A 16,157-nucleotide genomic window follows, 5' to 3' on the forward strand; every position below is an offset into this window, starting at 1 on the left:
GCAGCTTTGACTGATCTGGGTCAAGGCGGCCCGGCCCTCCTGCCCGCATCGTCCTCCCTGCCTGCCGCACCCTCCGGTGCCGGTCATCCGCAGCGAGGAGCCAGATCATGCAACATGCGACCATCCAGATTTCCGCCTATATCTCGGCCCATGGCATCGTCATCGCCGAAGACCCCCTGACCGGGCTCGTCACCATCCGCGACGGCGCGCGGGTGATGCGCGGCCGCCGCGTCGCCGCCATCAAGGGCTGAGCTCACCGTTCCGGGGGCCCAAACCATGATTGACAGACTCTGCATTTCTGGCCGAGGCTTGAGCCGGGGCGCGAGGATGCGGAAGGCGGGGATCCCGGGGGGAGAGCGTGGCATGACTCCGGGACATCACGGGCCGTTCGACCGCCCTCTCTTCGAGCGCTCGCATCTCGGCCTCGCCGCCTTCAAGTCCGCCCTGCCCGCCGATGCCGTCCTCTCGCTCGCACAGGAGGTCGTCAGCCGCCTTGCCAGCCGCGCGCGCGACCTGCCCGCCCATGATGTCGCCCATCCGACCGCGGAAGAAATCGACGCGCTCTGCACCGCGCTCATCTCGCCCGATGCCGATGCCGGGGCGCGGTTCATCGAGACCATCCGCCGCGAGGGCGCCGGAATTGACGTGATCTACCTCGCCTACCTCGCCTCGGCGGCACGGCGGCTGGGGCAGTGGTGGGACGAGGACCGGGTGCCCTCGGCGCAGGTCACCATCGCCTCCAGCCGGATCTACGCCATCATGCGCGGGCTGCGGCATGTGCTGGCCGCCCCGCTCCCCGTCACCGACAAGGCCGCCGTCTTCGCCGCCGTGCCCGGCGAGACCCACACGCTCGGCGTCACCATGGCCGCCGACCTCTTCCGCCGCGAGGGCTGGGAGGTCGACCTGCTGCTCGGCCTGCCGCACGAAGCGCTGATCGAGCGCTTCTGCGCCAGCGGCCGGCGTGTCTTCGGCCTTTCCGCCAGCGGTCCGCGCAGCCTCCTGCCGCTGGGCAGGCTGCTCGTGGCGATCCGCATCGCCTGTCCCGAGGCGCGGGTCATGGTCTGCGGCCAGATCGTCACCGATGCCGCGGGCATGGTCGCCCATCTGCATCCCGAGGCGATGGCCAACGACATGACGACCGCGCTCAACGGGATGGAGGCGCTGCTTTCACCGCCGCGCTGAGGCGTTCGCGACCAGAGCGGGCTTGCGCGCCCGCCCGGCATCTGGTTTCCCATCCCTGCCGGGTGCCGCCGCGAGGCGGAGAATCGGGAAGCCGGTGCGACTCCGGCGTGGGCCCGCCGCTGTAACGGTGATGCCCCGGGCAGAAGGCCACTGGATCTTTCCGCGAAGGCGCGCGGGGCAGACGATCCGAAGCCAGAAGACCGGCCCGGCAACGAGGTTCTGCCGCGTGGACTGCGGCGGATCGTCCATGAAGGAGGTCTGGATCATGCCGGATACCCCGCCCCCTGCCTGCACCGAGGTGCGCCCCCAGCCCGCCCGCGCCTTCAGCGACGCCGAACGGCAGGCGCTCTACGACATCATCGCCGAGCGGCGAGATGTGCGCGACGAATTCCTGCCCGACCCGATCGACCCCGCGCGGCTGCACCGGGTGCTGCAGGCGGCGCATCTGGCGCCCTCCGTCGGCTTCATGCAGCCGTGGAACTTCATCCTGATCCGCGATCCCGCCCGCCGCGCCGAGGTGCATGCGGCCTTCCAGCGTGCCAATGACGAGGCGGCCCAGCTCTTTCCCGACGAGAAGCAGGCCACCTACCGGGCGCTCAAGCTGCAGGGTATCCTCAAGGCGCCGCTCAACATCTGCGTCACCTGCGACCGCGACCGCTGCGGCCCGGTGGTGCTGGGCCGCACCCACAACCCCGAGATGGACCTCTATTCCAGCGTCTGCGCCGTGCAGAACCTCTGGCTCGCCGCCCGGGCCGAGGGGCTGGGGGTCGGCTGGGTCAGCATCTATCACGAGACCGACCTGCGCGCCGTGCTGGGCCTGCCCGAGCGGATCAAGATCGTGGCCTATCTCTGCATCGGCCATGTCGACCAGTTCTACGCCGCGCCAGAGCTGGCGCTGAAGGGCTGGCGCCAGCGCCTGCCGCTCGAGGATCTGGTGATGGAGGACGGCTGGCAGGGCGACTGAGCGCGGACAAGCTCGACGGGGCGGCTCAGCGCGCCGCCCCCTCCACCCGGCTCCGCGACAGGATGGCGCCCGAGGCATCCAGCGTGAAGCGCAACCGGATCGCCTTGTAGCGGAACGTCACCCGGGTCCGGCCCGCATCGGCGTCGCGCCCCTCTTCCACCAGCCCGGTGATCCGGCCCTCGCGCATCAGCCGCGGCACATCCGCCGCAGCCAGCCCCAGAAGCGGCGCCAGATCCTCGGCCTCCACCGTCACCCGGCCCGCCACCACTTCCAGCCGCATCGCCCCGCCTCTCCTGCCTCGCCCGAGCCCGTCAGCCTGCGCGGGAAAGCGCCCGGGCACAAGGCCGGGCGGCCTGTCGCAGGCCGCAGTCATAAAATCGTGGCCTTGCTTTGGCATAGCGCAGCAAGACGCCCCGCGTCGGGCGATGCCATCGAGGAGCGCTTCATGCCGCAACCTGTCCCGCGCCAACCGCACCGTCACCGCAGCCTGTTCCTGTCGGACCTGCATCTGGGCGCGCGGGGCTGCCGTCCGGAGCGCATCCTCGACTTCCTCGAGCACAACACCGCCGCCGAGATCTATCTCGTCGGCGATGTGCTCGACCTCTGGCACCCGCCCTTCCCTCACTGGACCGAGGTGCATGACGAGATCCTCGCCCTGCTGTTGCGCCGGGTGCAGGAAGGCGCGCAGCTCTTCTACCTGACCGGCAACCACGACACAGCGATGCGGCTCTATCGCGGCACGCATTTCGGCCGGATCGAGGTGGCCGAGCAGGTGGTGCACGAGGCCGCCGACGGGCGGCGCTGGCTGGTGCTGCATGGCGATGTCTGCGACGCGCGCTTCCTGCGCTGGCATATCCTGACCCGGATCGGCAGCCGCATTGACTGGGCGCTGCGCCATCTCGACGACCGGCTGAAGCGCCTGCGCCGCCGCGTCGATCCCGACCGGCGCGGATTGATCGAGGCGCTTTTGTCAGCTGTCAACTCGGCGATGGCGCTCGGCACCGGCTACGAAATCCGGCTGGTGGCGCGCGCGCGGGCGGCGGGCTGCGACGGGGTGATCTGCGGCCATTTCCACAAGCCCGCGCTGCATGACGACCACGGGCTCAGCTATGCCAATTGCGGCGACTGGGTCGACAGTTTCACCGCCATCGCCGAGGACGACGCGGGCAGCTTCAGCCTGCTCGAGGCCGCCCCCGAGCCTGCGCCGGTCTTCGCTGACCCCGAGCCGCGTCACGCAAGCGTCGCGTTCCGCCGCTAGACATCCGCAACCGTGTTCCCTCCCGGAGTGTCCCCCGTGCTGCACCTTGCGCCAGACGTCCCCTTCCCCGCCCAGATCGGCTCCGCCGTCCACCAGAACCATTCGCTGAGCCCGACGGGCCTTCTGGAACGGCTGTTCTCGCGGCTGTTCCACGGCATGGTCTATACCCAGATCTGGGAGGATCCCGTCACCGACATGACGGCGCTGGCGATCCGGCCCGACCACAATCTCGTCTGCATCGCCTCGGGCGGCTGCAACATGATGTCCTATCTCACCGCGGGCCCCGCCTCCCTGCTGGCGGTCGATCTCTCGCCCGCGCATGTGGCGCTGGGGCGGCTGAAGCTGGCCGCGGCGCAGCACATGCCCGACCACGCCCGCTTCTACGATCTCTTCGGCCATGCCGACCGCGCCTCCAACCTGCGCAGCTACGATCTGCATGTGGCGCCGCATCTCGACCCCGCGACGCGCGCCTATTGGGAGGCGGGCAGCTTCGGCCATCGCCGGATCGAGGTCTTCACCAAGGGCGTGCATCGCCACGGGCTGCTCGGCCGCTTCATCGGCGCCGCGCATGTGGTGGCCCGGCTCGGCGGGGTGGATTTCCGCCCGCTTCTGGCCTGCCAGACCCTTGCCGAGCAGCAGCGCTTCTTCGACGACAAGCTCGCGCCGCTCTTCGACACCTGGGCGGTGCAGTTCCTCGCCCGCCGCCGCGCCTCGCTCTTCGGGCTGGGCATCCCGCCCGCGCAATATGACAAGCTCGCCGCCGATGGCGACGGCGACGTGATCCCGGTGCTGCGCGAGCGGTTGCGGCGGCTGGTCTGCCGCTTCCCGCTCTCCGAGAACTACTTCGCCTGGCAGGCCTTCCACCGCGGCTATGCCCCCGAGGCGCCACGCGCCCTGCCGCCCTATCTGCAGCCCGACCAGTTCGACACGCTGCGCGATGCGGCGGGCCGGGCACGGCTGGTGAACCGCTCGCTGACCGATGCGCTGGCCGACGAGCCCGAGGCCTCGACACATGGCTACAGCCTGCTCGACGCGCAGGACTGGATGACCGACGAACAGCTGGGCGCGCTCTGGCGCCAGATCACCCGCACGGCAGCCCCGGGCGCCACCGTGATCTTCCGCACCGGCGGCGCCACCGACATCCTGCCGGGCCGGGTGCGGGCCGACATCCTCGGGCGCTGGACCTACGACTGCGCGGCCTCCGAGACCGGCTTCCGCTCCGACCGCTCGGCGATCTACGGCGGGTTCCACGTCTACCGGAGGCGCTGATGGATCTGAGCCATGCGCATCTGATGGATCGCACCTACCGGCATCAGCGGCTGATCTACGACGCGACCCGGCGCTACTATCTGCTCGGCCGCGACCGGCTGATCGCCGATCTGGCCCCGCCGCCCGGCGCGCGGGTGCTGGAACTGGCCTGCGGCACCGGGCGCAACCTGCGCCTGATCCAGCGCCAGCATCCCGATGCCCTGCTCTACGGGCTCGACATCTCGGCCGAGATGCTGCGTTCGGCCCGGCTCTCCCTGGGCGAGACAGCGACGCTCGCCTTCGGCGACGCCTGCAGCTTCGATGCCGAGGCACTCTTCGGTGTGCGGCAGTTCGAACGGATCGTGCTCTCCTATTCGCTCTCCATGATCCCCGACTGGCGCCGCGCGCTGAGCCATGCGGCATCGCATCTGGCGCCGCGGGGCGAGCTGCACATCGTCGATTTCGGCACGCAGGCCGGGCTGCCGGGCTGGTTCCGCGCCGGGCTGCATGGCTGGCTGGCTAAGTTCCACGTCACCCCGCGACCCGATCTGCCGATGGCGCTGGCCGCGACGGCACAGGCCGTGGGCGGCCGGGCGCGCTCCGCCGATCTCTATCGCGGCTATGCCCGTCAGGCCGTCCTGAGCCGCTGAACCGATCCAATCACCGAGAAGGGGCGCGGCATCCCTGCCGCGCCCCGATCCGTTTCGCCCCCTGGAAGTATGCCGAAGCCCTGAAGGAAGGTCTCGTCAGGGCGTCGTCCGCACCGCGACTGTCGCTGTGGACCCGGGCTACCCATCGGCTCTGCCCATCCCGACCCGCCGAACCGATCCGCCCAATGAAAAGGGGCGCGGCATCGCTGCCGCGCCCCGCTCCGTTTCCGGCCTGCACTCAGAGCTTGCCGAAGCTCCAGAAGAAGGTCTCGCCCGAACTGTCGTCCACACCATCGTTGTCGGTGCTGACCCAGGCCGTGCCGTCGCCGAACACCGCCAGACCCTCGATCTTGTCCACGACATAGCCGCCATTGGCTGCCAGATCGGGGATCAGGTCGCGCACGACTTCCTTCGTCACCACCGGCAGCGTCCCGCCGATCTGCGCCGGCACCATCTCGGACAGCGGCACGCGGGTGATCTGCTTCAGCGCCGCGGCAGAGCCGATCAGGTTGTCGCGCTCGATCAGATAGGCGTGGTCGCCGTGCACGGTCAGTTCCGAAAGCCCGGTCCAGCCGCCTTCCGAAGCGGTCAGCGGATAATGCACCGCACCCCAGCTTTCGGCTTCCAGATCATAGGCCAGGATCTTGGCCATGCCCTTCCCGTCGTCCTTCCACTCGCGCTGCACCGGCATCCACAGGGTGTTGCCGACCTTGGCGATCCCCTCGAAGCCGTAGCGCGTCTCGCCGGCCAGAAGCTCGGCGGGCAGAGCCACCTGATCCTCGATCTCGCCCTCGGCGTTCACATGGTAGAGCCCGTGCGGGATCATCCGGTCGGAGCGGCCCTCCGAGGCCAGCCAGAAGCCGCCTTCGCCGTCCAGTGTGATGCCCTCGATGTCGAGCATCTGCGCCGCGGCGCCGCCTCGGGTGATCGGCGTCGCCTTGACGATCGTCGCCGGGGTCTGGGTCGTGTCGATCTCGAAGATCATCGGCTGGAAGCCGTAGAAGCTGTCGTTCACGGCATAGACCGTGCCGCCCTCACCCGCGACCATGCCCGAGATGGCACCCCAGCCGATCAGCTGGTCATCGGCCGAGACCAGTTGCGGATAGGCCGCCGGCGCATCCTGATATTCGTAGATCATGACATGCGCCCGCACGCCGCCGTCCTCGATCAGATCGGTCTCGTTGGCGGTGGCGATGAGGTTGCGCTGCGGGATGGCCACGGCGCCTTCGGGCGAGACGCCGGAGGGCAGCATCTGCTTGAGCACCGGCGCCGCCGGGTCGGTCATGTCGTAGACGCCCACGACCGAGGCGCGCTCGGCCAGCAGGAACATCATCGGCACATCGCCGAAACGGGCGAATTCCATGCCCTCCGGCTCGATGCCCTTGGCGTCCGAGCGGCGGTCCGGGTAATGGCCGATCCGCGCAACTTCATGCTCGAAGGCAGCACCGCTCTCGAAGACGACGGTGCCGTCCTTCTTCATCACGGTGAAGCCGCGCGCGCCGCCGTCCATGTCGCCTTCATTGGCGATGACGAAGGTTTCGTTGTCGATCCACTGCACGCCATCGGGCTCGCGCAGCCGGGCCGACTGTTCCTCGTCAAAGCGCAGCGCCGCCTTCTCGTCGGTGGCGTCGATGCCGGTGAGGTCGGTGGAGCCTGCGGGGAAATGCGCCGTCACCGTGCCATCCGCCGCGATCACGGCGATATGGTTGTTCTCCTGCAGGGTCAGGACAGTCTCGCCCTGTTCGTTGATGTCGACGAATTCCGGCTCGGGATCTTCCGGCGAGATTTCGGTCAGGCCGGTCATCTCGACCTTGCGCAGCGCGGCGCAATCCGGGGCGCCATCGGTGAGCGGCAGTTGCACGAGGAAACCGGCCGGCATTTGGCCGACGCGGCCGTCGCCCGCATCCTCGTCACGCTCGTTCTCGATGGCGATCGACAGGAAGGAGCCGTCCTTGGCCGCGGCGGTGCTGTCGGGCTGGCCGCCGAGGTCGCAGGAGGCGATCACCTCGCGCGTCGCCAGATCCACGGCGCGCAGGACGCCCGAGGGATTGGTGAAGCTCTCGCTGGTGTTGACCGCGACATAGGCCGTGTTGCCGATCACCGACACCGCCGTCGGCTCGCCGCCCATGTCGAGGTTGCCCAGGGGCTTCGGCGCCTTCGGGTCGGTGATGTCGATCATCCCGATCACGCCCAGCGGGCTGTCGGTATAGACCAGCGTCATCCCGTCGCCGCTGGCCGAGATGATCTCGGCGGAACTGGGGCGCGCCGCATCCTCGCCCGCCGCCGCGTTCAGCGGGGTGGCGAAGCTGGACACGCGATTGAAATGCATCTCGGCGCTTGCGGTGCCTGCGGTGAGCGCCAGCACCGAGGTGAGGCAGATGACCTTTGTCGACATGAGTGACTCCTGAACCCGGATCGTATCCGTTGCCCGTCTGATGGGACGAGGCAACAGCCGGATGACAGGAGCACGACAGCTCTGTGACAATCAGCGCGAGCGAAGGCGATGCTGGGCCAAACCCCGGGCTCAGCTCAGCTTTTTCAGATCCGACAAGGCGACCGGGCCGTTCTGGCTGCTGAAGGACAATGACTGCCCGCCGCTCTGCTGCTGCGAGGCGCCGCCGATCCGGTGCGCACCCGTGTCATAGACCTCGACCTTCCCGTCGCGTTCCACCGCAAGGCGGTTGGTCTCGGGGAAGACCGCATAGCGCATCGCATTCTGGCTGCCGGTCGCGCTCGGCGTGCCCAGCTCCGCGGGCCAGCCGCTGTCCCTGGTCTCGCCCTCATCTGCCTTGTCGGAGAGGCTCCCGTCGGAAAGCCGGTCCGCAAGATCGCTGCAGGCCGCATCCACCTTGGCCTTCAGACCGGAGTTCGACATCTCGCCGATCATCACATTCCCCTTGCCCGACCACTGGCCCATGCCGCCAAGCTCGGGGTGGTTGAACTGCGCCTGCCCGTGGCCCGAGGTCAGCGCCTCGAGCAAGGCCCCGACCGCGTCTTCCGAAAGGTCATGCCGCTTCGCCACGTCGCTGACGATCTTGCTTTTGTCGCTTGTCATCGCAGTCCTCACATCTTGCCTGCCCTGCAGGGTCGGAGGGGAAAGCCCCGGCCCCGCCCTGCAGTTCCCGCCGCAAAATGCAATTTACCCGGAACACTTCGGATTGCCGCAGCGTTAGGTCGGTCGGAGGATCTGATGCGCTTGCTACGTTGGACTGCAGCGGTTTTCGTCTCGCTGCTCGCTTTCGCCGCCATTGCGGCTGCCCTCACCTGGCGTCCCGAACTTGACCCGGTCGCCAAACCTGACCCCGGACAGTTCGATCCTTCCGAAGTGGAGCGTGGCGCAAGCCTCGCCGCCGTCGGCAATTGCATCGCCTGCCACACCGTGCCCGGAGGCGAGGCCTTTGCCGGCGGGCTCGCGGTGCCAACACCCTTCGGCACCATCCATTCCACCAACATCACCCCTGACGAGGCCACCGGCATCGGCGGCTGGAGCGAGGCCGCCTTCCAGCGCGCGATGCACAGCGGCGTCGACCGCGCGGGCTATCACCTCTATCCGGCTTTCCCCTACGACCACTTCACCAAGGTCTCCGAAGAAGACAACCGCGCGCTCTATGCCTATCTGATGACGCGCCAGCCGGTGCAGGCCGAGGCGCCCGCGAACGACCTGCCCTTCCCGCTCAACATCCGCATGATGGTGGCGGGCTGGAAGCTGCTCTATTTCGACGAGGGCGAATATGTCGCCGACGCCGGGCAGGACGAGGCCTGGAACAGGGGCGCCTATCTCGCCGAAGGTCTGGGCCATTGCGGCGCCTGCCACACCCCGCGCAATGCGCTCGGGGCGCGGATCGCCGACGAGGAATGGTCGGGCGGCGAGGCCGAGGGCTGGACGGCCTATCCGATCAACGCGGCCTCGCCCGCCCCGATCCCGTGGGATGCCGAGGGCCTCGCCTTCTACCTGCGGCACGGCTACCACGCCGAGCATGGCGTCTCACGTGGCCCGATGGCCGAAGTCACCGGCAACCTGCGGCGTCTCTCCGACGAGGATGTTGCCGCCATCGCCACCTATACCGCCGCCCGCATGGGCGAGCCGGATGCCGATCGTCTGGCCAAGGCCGAGGCGGCGCGCGAGGCGGTTGCCGCAACCACCCTGCCCTCGGGCACCGCACAAGAGGCCGACACTCAGGCGCCGCCCGATACCGGCAGCGACCGCGGCGCGACGATCTACGCCGCCGCCTGCGCCTCCTGCCATGACGCGGGGCGTCCGCAACCCTTTGGCGGGCTGTCCTTCCACCTAAGCACCGCCGTCAACGCCGAGAACCCGCAGAACATCGTCAACGTCACCCTGTTCGGCCTGCCGCCTGCCGATGGTCAGGCCAGCGCCGTGATGCCCGCCTTCCGTGGCGTGCTGTCGGATGCCGACATGGTGGCGCTGCTGACCCACCTGCGCGAGACCTACAGCGATCGCCCGGCCTGGGACGGGCTGGAGCAGATGGTGGCCGACACACGCTCGGGCGCACACCATGTCGCGGTGCGCCCGGCAGATGGGATCGAACGCGGTCCCGACAACATCGGAGCACAGACCGGACCATGAGCACAGCCTTCACCCTCAATGGCAACGGCGTCGAAGTCGAGGCCGATCCCGAAACCCCGCTTCTCTATGTCCTGCGCGGCGAGTTGCAGCTGAACGGCGCGAAATACGGCTGCGGTCTCGGCCAGTGCGGCGCCTGCACCGTCATGGTGGACGGCGAGGCCGTGCTGTCCTGCCTGATGCCTGTGCTGACTGTCGAGGGCCGTGAGGTGCTGACGGTCGAGGGCCTCGGCTCGGTCGACGAGCCCGGCCCGATGCAGCGCGCCTTCCTTGCCGAGCAGGCCGCGCAATGCGGCTACTGCATCCCCGGCATGATGATGCGGGCGCAGGCGATCCTGACGCAGAACCCGCAGGCCGACGAGGACGAGATCCGTCAGGGGCTGGAGTTCAACCTCTGCCGCTGCGGCACACATATGCGCATCCTGCGCGCCATCCGCCGCGCCCGCGACGAGATGCAGCGCGCCGATGCCGGAGGGGACAACTGATGGACCTGCCACTTTCCCGTCGCGGCTTTCTCGCCGCCAGCAGCGGGCTGATCGTCAGCTTCGCCATCCCGGCGCTCGGGCAGGAGCTTCCGGGCTCGCTCTCCGACGCGCCGCAGCTCGACGCCTGGATCCGGATCGCGCCCGAGGGCCGCATCACCGTCTTCACCGGCAAGGCCGAGCTCGGTCAGGGCATCCGCACCGCGCTCCTCATGGTCGCCGCCGAGGAACTGGCCGTCGCCCCCGCCGAGATCGAGCTCGTCACCGCCGACACCGCCCGCACCCCCGACGAGGGTTTCACCGCGGGCAGCCAGTCGATGGCCAACAGCGGCATGGCGATCCGCAACGCCGCCGCAAATGTGCGCGAGCTGCTCTTGGCCGAGGCCGGGCGCCAGCTCGGCGCCGACCCCGCCACGCTGCGGCTCGAGGCCGGCAGCATCCATGGCGCCGAGCGCGCCCTGGGCTATGGCGAAGTTGCCGCGGGGCTTGATCTGACCGTGCCGGCGCGGCCCGATGTCGCCTTCCGTCAGGCGGGCGATCTGAGCCTCTTCACCAGGGACCAGCCGCGCGTCGACATCCCGGCCAAGCTGGCGGGCGCCCCGGCCTTCCTGCAGGACCTGCGCCCCGAGGGCATGCTGCACGCCCGCGTCATCCGCCCCACCGCGCCCAAGGCGACGCTGGACTCGGTCGATACCGCGGCCGTCGAGGCCATGCCGGGATTCGTCGCGACCGTGCGCGACGGCAACTTCCTCGCCGTGGTGGCCGAGACTGAATGGCAGGCGGTGCTCTGCATGCGGGTGCTGGCCGAAAACGCCCGCTGGGCCGAAAGCGAGACGCTGCCCGACCCGGCGCGGCTGCACGAGAGCCAGCGCGCGAGCGTGGGCGAGATCGGCACCGTCGCCGAGGCGGGCAGCCCCGACCCTTCGGGCGACAGCAGCCTCGCGCTCACCTTCACCCGGCCCTACATGCTGCACGGCTCCATCGGCCCATCCTGCGCCATCGCGCTGATGCAGGACGGCCAGCTGACGGTGCAGTCGCATACTCAGGGCGTCTATCCCGACCGCGAGGCGATTGCCGAGATGCTGGGGATGGACCCCTCGACAGTACGCGTGACCCATGTCGAGGGTTCGGGCTGCTATGGCCACAACGGCGCCGATGACGCTGCCGCCGATGCGGCACTGATCGCCCGCGCCGTGCCCGGCCGCCCGATCCGGCTGCACTGGATGCGCGAGCAGGAACATGGCTGGGAGCCCTATGGCCCGGCCATGGTGATCGACGTGGCAGGCAAGGTCGGCAGCGACGGGCGCATCAGCGACTGGACTTTCGATCTGTGGAGCAACAGCCACTCCACCCGCCCCGGTGGCGCCAAGAACCTGCTGCCCGCCCAGCATCTGCAGCAGCCCTTCGCCTTCGTGCCGCCGAAGCTGAGCATCAGCCCCGCCGGCAACGGCGACCGCAACGCCAATCCCTATTACACCATCCCCAACAAGCGCGTGCTCTGGCACCACCTGTCCGAGATGCCGCTGCGCGTCTCGGCGCTGCGGGCGCTTGGCGCCTATGCCAATGTCTTCGCGCTGGAAAGCATGATGGACGAGATGGCGCTTCTGGCCGGGGCCGATCCGGTCGAGTTCCGTCTGCGCCATCTCGACGATCCCCGCGCGCGCGACGTCATCACCCGTGTGGTGGACGAGGGTGGCTGGAGCAGCGATCCGCTGCCGCCCAATCAGGGCCGCGGCTTCGCCTTCGCCCGCTACAAGAACCTCGCCGCCTATCTCGCCCTCTCGCTGACGCTGGAGGTGGAGCCCGAGACGGGGCGCATCCGTGTCCGGGACGTGGTGGCGGCCATCGACAGCGGCGAGGCGGTCCATGTCGACGGCATCCGCAACCAGACCGAAGGCGGCATCATCCAGTCGCTGTCCTGGACGCTCTACGAGGAGGTCGTCTTCGACCGCACCCGCCCGACCAGCATCGACTGGTCGAACTATCCGATCCTGCGCTTCGCCTCGGTGCCCGACAATATCGCGGTGCATGTGATGGACCGCCCGGGCGAGCCCTTCCTCGGCACCGGCGAGGCCGCACAGGGCCCGACCGCCGCCGCCATCGGCAATGCGCTGCGGCAGGCGACCGGGGTGCGGATGACCGCGCTGCCGCTGAAGCAGGAACGGGTGCAGGCCGCCCTCGGCGCCTGATCCCCAAAAGCAAACGGCCCGCCGAGGCGGGCCGTTGTCACGTCGCGGCGGGCCGAAGGATCACGGTTCCTGCTGCAGGCCCTGGTTCGTGGTGTTGATCTTGCTGTTGGCCTGCTGGCCCTGCTTGTCGGGGTCCGGCGTGCCCGTGGCCTTCGCCGCAGCGGGATCGGCCTTGGCGCTGCCGCCGGGCCCCTTCGGGCTGCGGTTGGCCTGCGGTACGGGGGGCATTCTGCTGGTCATCGGAAGGCTCCTTGTTCAGCCGTCGTTGCGACGGTTGGCCTGATGGTCCTCGTATTGCTCGGTCTGGATCGCCCGGCCATCGCGGCCGCGCTCCGGCGATCCCTGCTTGTCGCGGTTCGACAGGACGCCATTGGCGGGAATCTCGCCGGTCTCGGCCACCGCCATGGCGCCCGTCCCGTCACCCTTGCCCTGCATCCCGGCACCGAAGTGCTTCTTGTCCGCATTCGCCATCGTCTTCCTCCTGTGTTCAGGCGGCGCGACCCTGGGGCCTGCGCCACCCGAGGAGTCAACCGGCGGCGCGGGCCGATGTTCCGAGGGGCGCCACACCGCGCAGGCGGGCGCCGACGACGACTCCGAAGAATGTGTTGACGCCTGAAATCACCGTGTATACGCTGACATCACAATGTATACATCAGTCCGCAGGCCCCGATGAGCGTCTCCTCCACCCACCGCGTCACCAGCAAGCTGCGCGACGAGATCGTGACGGCGAAGCTCGCCCCGGGCATGCACCTGAACCAGTCCGACCTTGCCGAACGTTTCGGCATCAGCCGCATTCCGGTGCGCGATGCGCTGCACGCCCTCGCCGGCGAGGGGTTGGTCGATCTGACCTCCGGCGGCGCGCTGGTCTCGGCCATGTCGGTCGCGGATCTGGACGAGCTCTACGAGCTGCGCGGTCTGGTGGAGCCGCGCGCCACAGCACTCGGCATCGCCAGCCTCGGGCGGTCCGACCTGCGCCTGCTGCGCGAGGCCGAGCTGGTGATGCAGGAAACCACCGACCCCGCCCGCTGGCTGGAGGCCAACACCCTCTTCCACCGCACCATGTACGAGAAATCCCGCCGCGTCCGCTGGACCCAGCTGATCGAAAGCCTGCGCAGCCAGACCGACCGCTACCTGCACCTGCATCTGACGGTGATCGGCGGCAGCGAGCGGCTCTGCGACGAACATGCGCAGATCCTCAAGGCCGCCGAGACGGGCGATGCGCCCACGGTCGAGACCCTCACCCGCGAACATCTGCGCAGTTCGCATGACTTCATCCTTGAACATCTGGTGGCAAGCGATCGCAGCGCCGCCGGAACCAATCCGGAGACAGTTCGATGAAAGACACTCAGGGACCATTCGACACCAGCCGCCTGCGCGGCATGTTCATTGACGGCGAGGAGGTCATGGCCCGGTCGGGCGAGGTGATCGACGTCGTCAACCCCTCCACCGGCACGGTCTTCGCGCAGGTGACCAAGGGCGGACGCGCCGATGTCGATCTCGCCGTGACAGCGGCCAAGCGCGCCTTCGAGAGCGGCGTCTGGTCCGAGATGCGCATCCACGACCGCGCCCGCATCATGAACCGCTTCGCCGACGGCATCGAGGCGCGGATGGACGAGCTCTATGTTCTCGAGACCAAGAACAATGGTCGACCGATCACCGAGACCAAGGCGCAGATCACCCGGCTGTCGGAATGGTATCGCTACGCCGCGGCGCTGCTGCTGTCCGACCGCGATGCCGTGGTGCCGATGGCGGGCGGGTATCACTCCTACACCTCGCGCTTCCCGCTGGGCGTAGTGGGCATCCTCTCCAGCTTCAACCACCCGATGATGATCGCCTCGAAAAGCCTCGCCCCGGCGCTGGCCACGGGCAATTCGGTGGTGCTGAAGCCCTCGGAACAGACCCCGCTCACCGCGCTGCTTCTGGCCGAGATCGCCCATGAGGCCGGCATGCCGCCGGGTGTGCTGAACGTGATCCAGGGGCTCGGCCCCGATGCGGGCGCGGCGCTCTGCGAACATCCCGACGTGGCCAAGATCACCTTCACCGGCGGCACCGCCCCGGGGCGCAGCATCGCCACGGCCGCGGCACAGCGCTTCGCCAGCACCACGCTCGAGCTCGGCGGCAAGTCGCCCGTCCTCGTCTTCGACGACACGCCGGTCGATGTGGCAGCCAAGGGCGCGGCCTTCGGCGGCTTCATCGGCGCCGGGCAGACCTGCATCGCCGGCACCCGCATCCTCGTGCAGGAAACCATGCACGACGCCTTCGTCGAGGCGCTGGTGGCGCAGGCGGAGTCCATCCGCATCGGCGATCCGTCGCAGGCCGCGACCCAGCTCGGCCCGGTGATCTCGGACCGCGCCCGCAAGCGCATCCTCGACTACTGCGCCCTCGCCCAAGCTGAGGGCGGCCGCATCGCCACCGGCGGCGAGGCGGTCGAGGTGCCGGGCTGCGAGGGCGGCTATTTCCTCCGCCCCACCGTCATCACCCATGTCACCAACGAGACCCGGGTGGCGCAGGAAGAGATCTTCGGCCCGGTCGTGGTGGTCATCCCCTTCAAGGACGAGGCCGATGCGATCCGCATGGCCAATGACTCGCCCTTCGGTCTCGGCTCGTCGATCTGGACCCGGCGCGTGGACCGCGCGCATCGCGTGGCCAGCAAGCTGCGCACCGGCATCGTCTGGGTCAACGACCACCACCGGCTCGACCCCTCCTCGCCCTGGGGCGGTGTGCGCGAAAGCGGCATCGGTCGCGAGGGCGGCTGGGAGAGTTTCCACAGTTTCACCCATGTCCGTGCCGTCACCGTCCGCACCACCGAAGAGGCGGTCGACTGGTATCGCGGCGTTGCAACCGAAAGGCTGAACTGATGCATCTGCAGGATTACGAGAAGGACGGCCTGACCGTCACCCGCGACGGCGCCGTGCTCACCGCGCGCCTCGAGCGCGGCGAGGGCAACCCGGTCTCGATGGAGATCTGCGAGGCACTCACCGAGCTGTTGAACGATCCGCCGGAGGGCGCGCATATCCTGATCCTCGCGGCGGGCGGGGCGGCCTTCTGCACCGGGCGCGACCGCGGCGCCTCCGATCCTGCCGGGCTCGTGCGCGAATCCGGCATCCTGATCGGCCTGAACGAAGCGATCGAGGCCTCGCGCCTCGTGACCATCGCCCGCGTGCAGGGCGATGCCGCGGGCTTCGGCGCCGGGATGGCCGCCCTCAGCGACGTGACCATCGCCACGCGCAGCGCCAGGTTCTCCTTCCCCGAGGCCAAGATCGGCCTCGCCCCCGCCGTGGTCCTCGCCTGGCTGCCGCGTGTGGTCGGCCGCCGTGCCGCCTTCTGGATGACCGCGACCGCTCAACCGCTTGCCGGCGACGAGCTGCTGCGGCTCGGTCTGGTGAACCAGCTGGTCGAGGACGAGGCGGAGCTCGATGCCGCCGTGGCCGCTGCGGTCGCTCAGCTGACGGCGCACAAGCCGCGCAACCACGCCGAGATCAAGGCGATGCTGCGCGACTTCGAGGGGCTCTCCGCCGACAAGGTCAACCGCATGGCAAGCAGCCGTCTGGTCGTCGGTGTGCTGCGTCGCGGCGAGGCCGACTGACCGGCCGCGCCTG

Annotated in this window: 17 protein-coding genes and 1 riboswitch; of the genes, 12 read left to right on the forward strand and 5 right to left on the reverse strand. The window is 69.1% G+C overall.

The window, feature by feature from the left end; translation table 11 throughout:
* Positions 1-107 precede the first annotated feature (107 nt).
* From AC3A5Z_RS13320 to bluB, 3 genes are all read left to right on the forward strand, one after another.
* Complete coding sequence (locus AC3A5Z_RS13320) at positions 108-251, forward strand: hypothetical protein (protein ID WP_487519829.1); 144 nt, start codon at positions 108-110, stop codon at positions 249-251.
* 112 nt (positions 252-363) lie between these two features.
* On the forward strand, positions 364-1,182 hold the full coding sequence (locus AC3A5Z_RS13325) for a cobalamin B12-binding domain-containing protein (RefSeq protein WP_487519830.1): 819 nt from the start codon (positions 364-366) through the stop codon (positions 1,180-1,182).
* A 43-nt stretch (positions 1,183-1,225) separates the two neighbouring features.
* Positions 1,226-1,405: riboswitch (cobalamin riboswitch) on the forward strand.
* A 42-nt stretch (positions 1,406-1,447) separates the two neighbouring features.
* Positions 1,448-2,146, forward strand: coding sequence for a 5,6-dimethylbenzimidazole synthase (gene bluB, locus AC3A5Z_RS13330; RefSeq protein ID WP_487520110.1), 699 nt, complete (start codon positions 1,448-1,450; stop codon positions 2,144-2,146).
* A gap of 25 nt (positions 2,147-2,171) precedes the next feature.
* On the opposite strand, the gene AC3A5Z_RS13335 is transcribed toward bluB, so the two are convergent.
* Positions 2,172-2,426 carry a DUF6522 family protein gene (locus tag AC3A5Z_RS13335; RefSeq protein WP_487519831.1) on the reverse strand — a complete coding sequence of 85 codons (255 nt, stop codon included), beginning with the start codon at positions 2,424-2,426 and terminating at the stop codon, positions 2,172-2,174.
* 165 nt (positions 2,427-2,591) lie between these two features.
* Here AC3A5Z_RS13335 and AC3A5Z_RS13340 point away from each other — a divergent pair, with 165 nt between their 5' ends.
* The 3 genes from AC3A5Z_RS13340 to AC3A5Z_RS13350 are packed head-to-tail and all read left to right on the forward strand — an operon-like array spanning position 2,592 to position 5,302.
* A complete protein-coding gene (locus tag AC3A5Z_RS13340) occupies positions 2,592-3,404 on the forward strand; it encodes a UDP-2,3-diacylglucosamine diphosphatase (protein ID WP_487519832.1) in 813 nt (270 codons plus the stop codon).
* 36 nt (positions 3,405-3,440) lie between these two features.
* Complete coding sequence (locus AC3A5Z_RS13345; protein WP_487519833.1) at positions 3,441-4,673, forward strand: BtaA family protein; 1,233 nt, start codon at positions 3,441-3,443, stop codon at positions 4,671-4,673.
* Positions 4,670-5,302 carry a class I SAM-dependent methyltransferase gene (locus AC3A5Z_RS13350; RefSeq protein WP_487520111.1) on the forward strand — a complete coding sequence of 211 codons (633 nt, stop codon included), beginning with the start codon at positions 4,670-4,672 and terminating at the stop codon, positions 5,300-5,302. The genes AC3A5Z_RS13345 and AC3A5Z_RS13350 overlap by 4 nt, the downstream gene beginning before the upstream one ends.
* Before the next feature lie 238 nt (positions 5,303-5,540).
* On the opposite strand, the gene AC3A5Z_RS13355 is transcribed toward AC3A5Z_RS13350, so the two are convergent.
* A complete protein-coding gene (locus AC3A5Z_RS13355; RefSeq protein ID WP_487519834.1) occupies positions 5,541-7,697 on the reverse strand; it encodes an esterase-like activity of phytase family protein in 2,157 nt (718 codons plus the stop codon).
* 129 nt (positions 7,698-7,826) lie between these two features.
* Positions 7,827-8,357, reverse strand: coding sequence for a hypothetical protein (locus AC3A5Z_RS13360; RefSeq protein ID WP_487519835.1), 531 nt, complete (start codon positions 8,355-8,357; stop codon positions 7,827-7,829).
* Between the two features lie 135 nt (positions 8,358-8,492).
* Here AC3A5Z_RS13360 and AC3A5Z_RS13365 point away from each other — a divergent pair, with 135 nt between their 5' ends.
* The 3 genes from AC3A5Z_RS13365 to AC3A5Z_RS13375 are packed head-to-tail and all read left to right on the forward strand — an operon-like array spanning position 8,493 to position 12,558.
* A complete protein-coding gene (locus AC3A5Z_RS13365) occupies positions 8,493-9,890 on the forward strand; it encodes a c-type cytochrome (RefSeq protein WP_487519836.1) in 1,398 nt (465 codons plus the stop codon).
* Positions 9,887-10,372, forward strand: a complete 486-nt coding sequence (locus tag AC3A5Z_RS13370; protein WP_487519837.1) for a (2Fe-2S)-binding protein — start codon at positions 9,887-9,889, stop codon at positions 10,370-10,372. Before AC3A5Z_RS13365 ends, AC3A5Z_RS13370 begins: the two co-directional genes overlap by 4 nt.
* On the forward strand, positions 10,372-12,558 hold the full coding sequence (locus AC3A5Z_RS13375) for a xanthine dehydrogenase family protein molybdopterin-binding subunit (RefSeq protein ID WP_487519838.1): 2,187 nt from the start codon (positions 10,372-10,374) through the stop codon (positions 12,556-12,558). The genes AC3A5Z_RS13370 and AC3A5Z_RS13375 overlap by 1 nt, the downstream gene beginning before the upstream one ends.
* Before the next feature lie 60 nt (positions 12,559-12,618).
* On the opposite strand, the gene AC3A5Z_RS13380 is transcribed toward AC3A5Z_RS13375, so the two are convergent.
* Entirely contained in the window at positions 12,619-12,798 is a 180-nt protein-coding gene (locus AC3A5Z_RS13380; protein ID WP_487519839.1) for a hypothetical protein, read from the reverse strand.
* A gap of 15 nt (positions 12,799-12,813) precedes the next feature.
* Positions 12,814-13,029 carry a hypothetical protein gene (locus AC3A5Z_RS13385; RefSeq protein ID WP_487519840.1) on the reverse strand — a complete coding sequence of 72 codons (216 nt, stop codon included), beginning with the start codon at positions 13,027-13,029 and terminating at the stop codon, positions 12,814-12,816.
* A gap of 198 nt (positions 13,030-13,227) precedes the next feature.
* Here AC3A5Z_RS13385 and AC3A5Z_RS13390 point away from each other — a divergent pair, with 198 nt between their 5' ends.
* From AC3A5Z_RS13390 to AC3A5Z_RS13400, 3 genes are read left to right on the forward strand one after another with little or no spacing between them, the layout of a single operon-like run.
* Positions 13,228-13,896, forward strand: coding sequence for a GntR family transcriptional regulator (locus AC3A5Z_RS13390; protein ID WP_487519841.1), 669 nt, complete (start codon positions 13,228-13,230; stop codon positions 13,894-13,896).
* Complete coding sequence (locus tag AC3A5Z_RS13395) at positions 13,893-15,416, forward strand: aldehyde dehydrogenase (protein ID WP_487519842.1); 1,524 nt, start codon at positions 13,893-13,895, stop codon at positions 15,414-15,416. The genes AC3A5Z_RS13390 and AC3A5Z_RS13395 overlap by 4 nt, the downstream gene beginning before the upstream one ends.
* The gene (locus AC3A5Z_RS13400; protein WP_487519843.1) at positions 15,416-16,144 is read left to right on the forward strand and encodes an enoyl-CoA hydratase/isomerase family protein; all 729 of its coding nucleotides are present in this window, start codon (positions 15,416-15,418) and stop codon (positions 16,142-16,144) included. The genes AC3A5Z_RS13395 and AC3A5Z_RS13400 overlap by 1 nt, the downstream gene beginning before the upstream one ends.
* Positions 16,145-16,157: the final 13 nt, after the last annotated feature.

The sequence above is a fragment of the Cereibacter sp. Soil_C_27 genome (genome assembly GCF_057657095.1).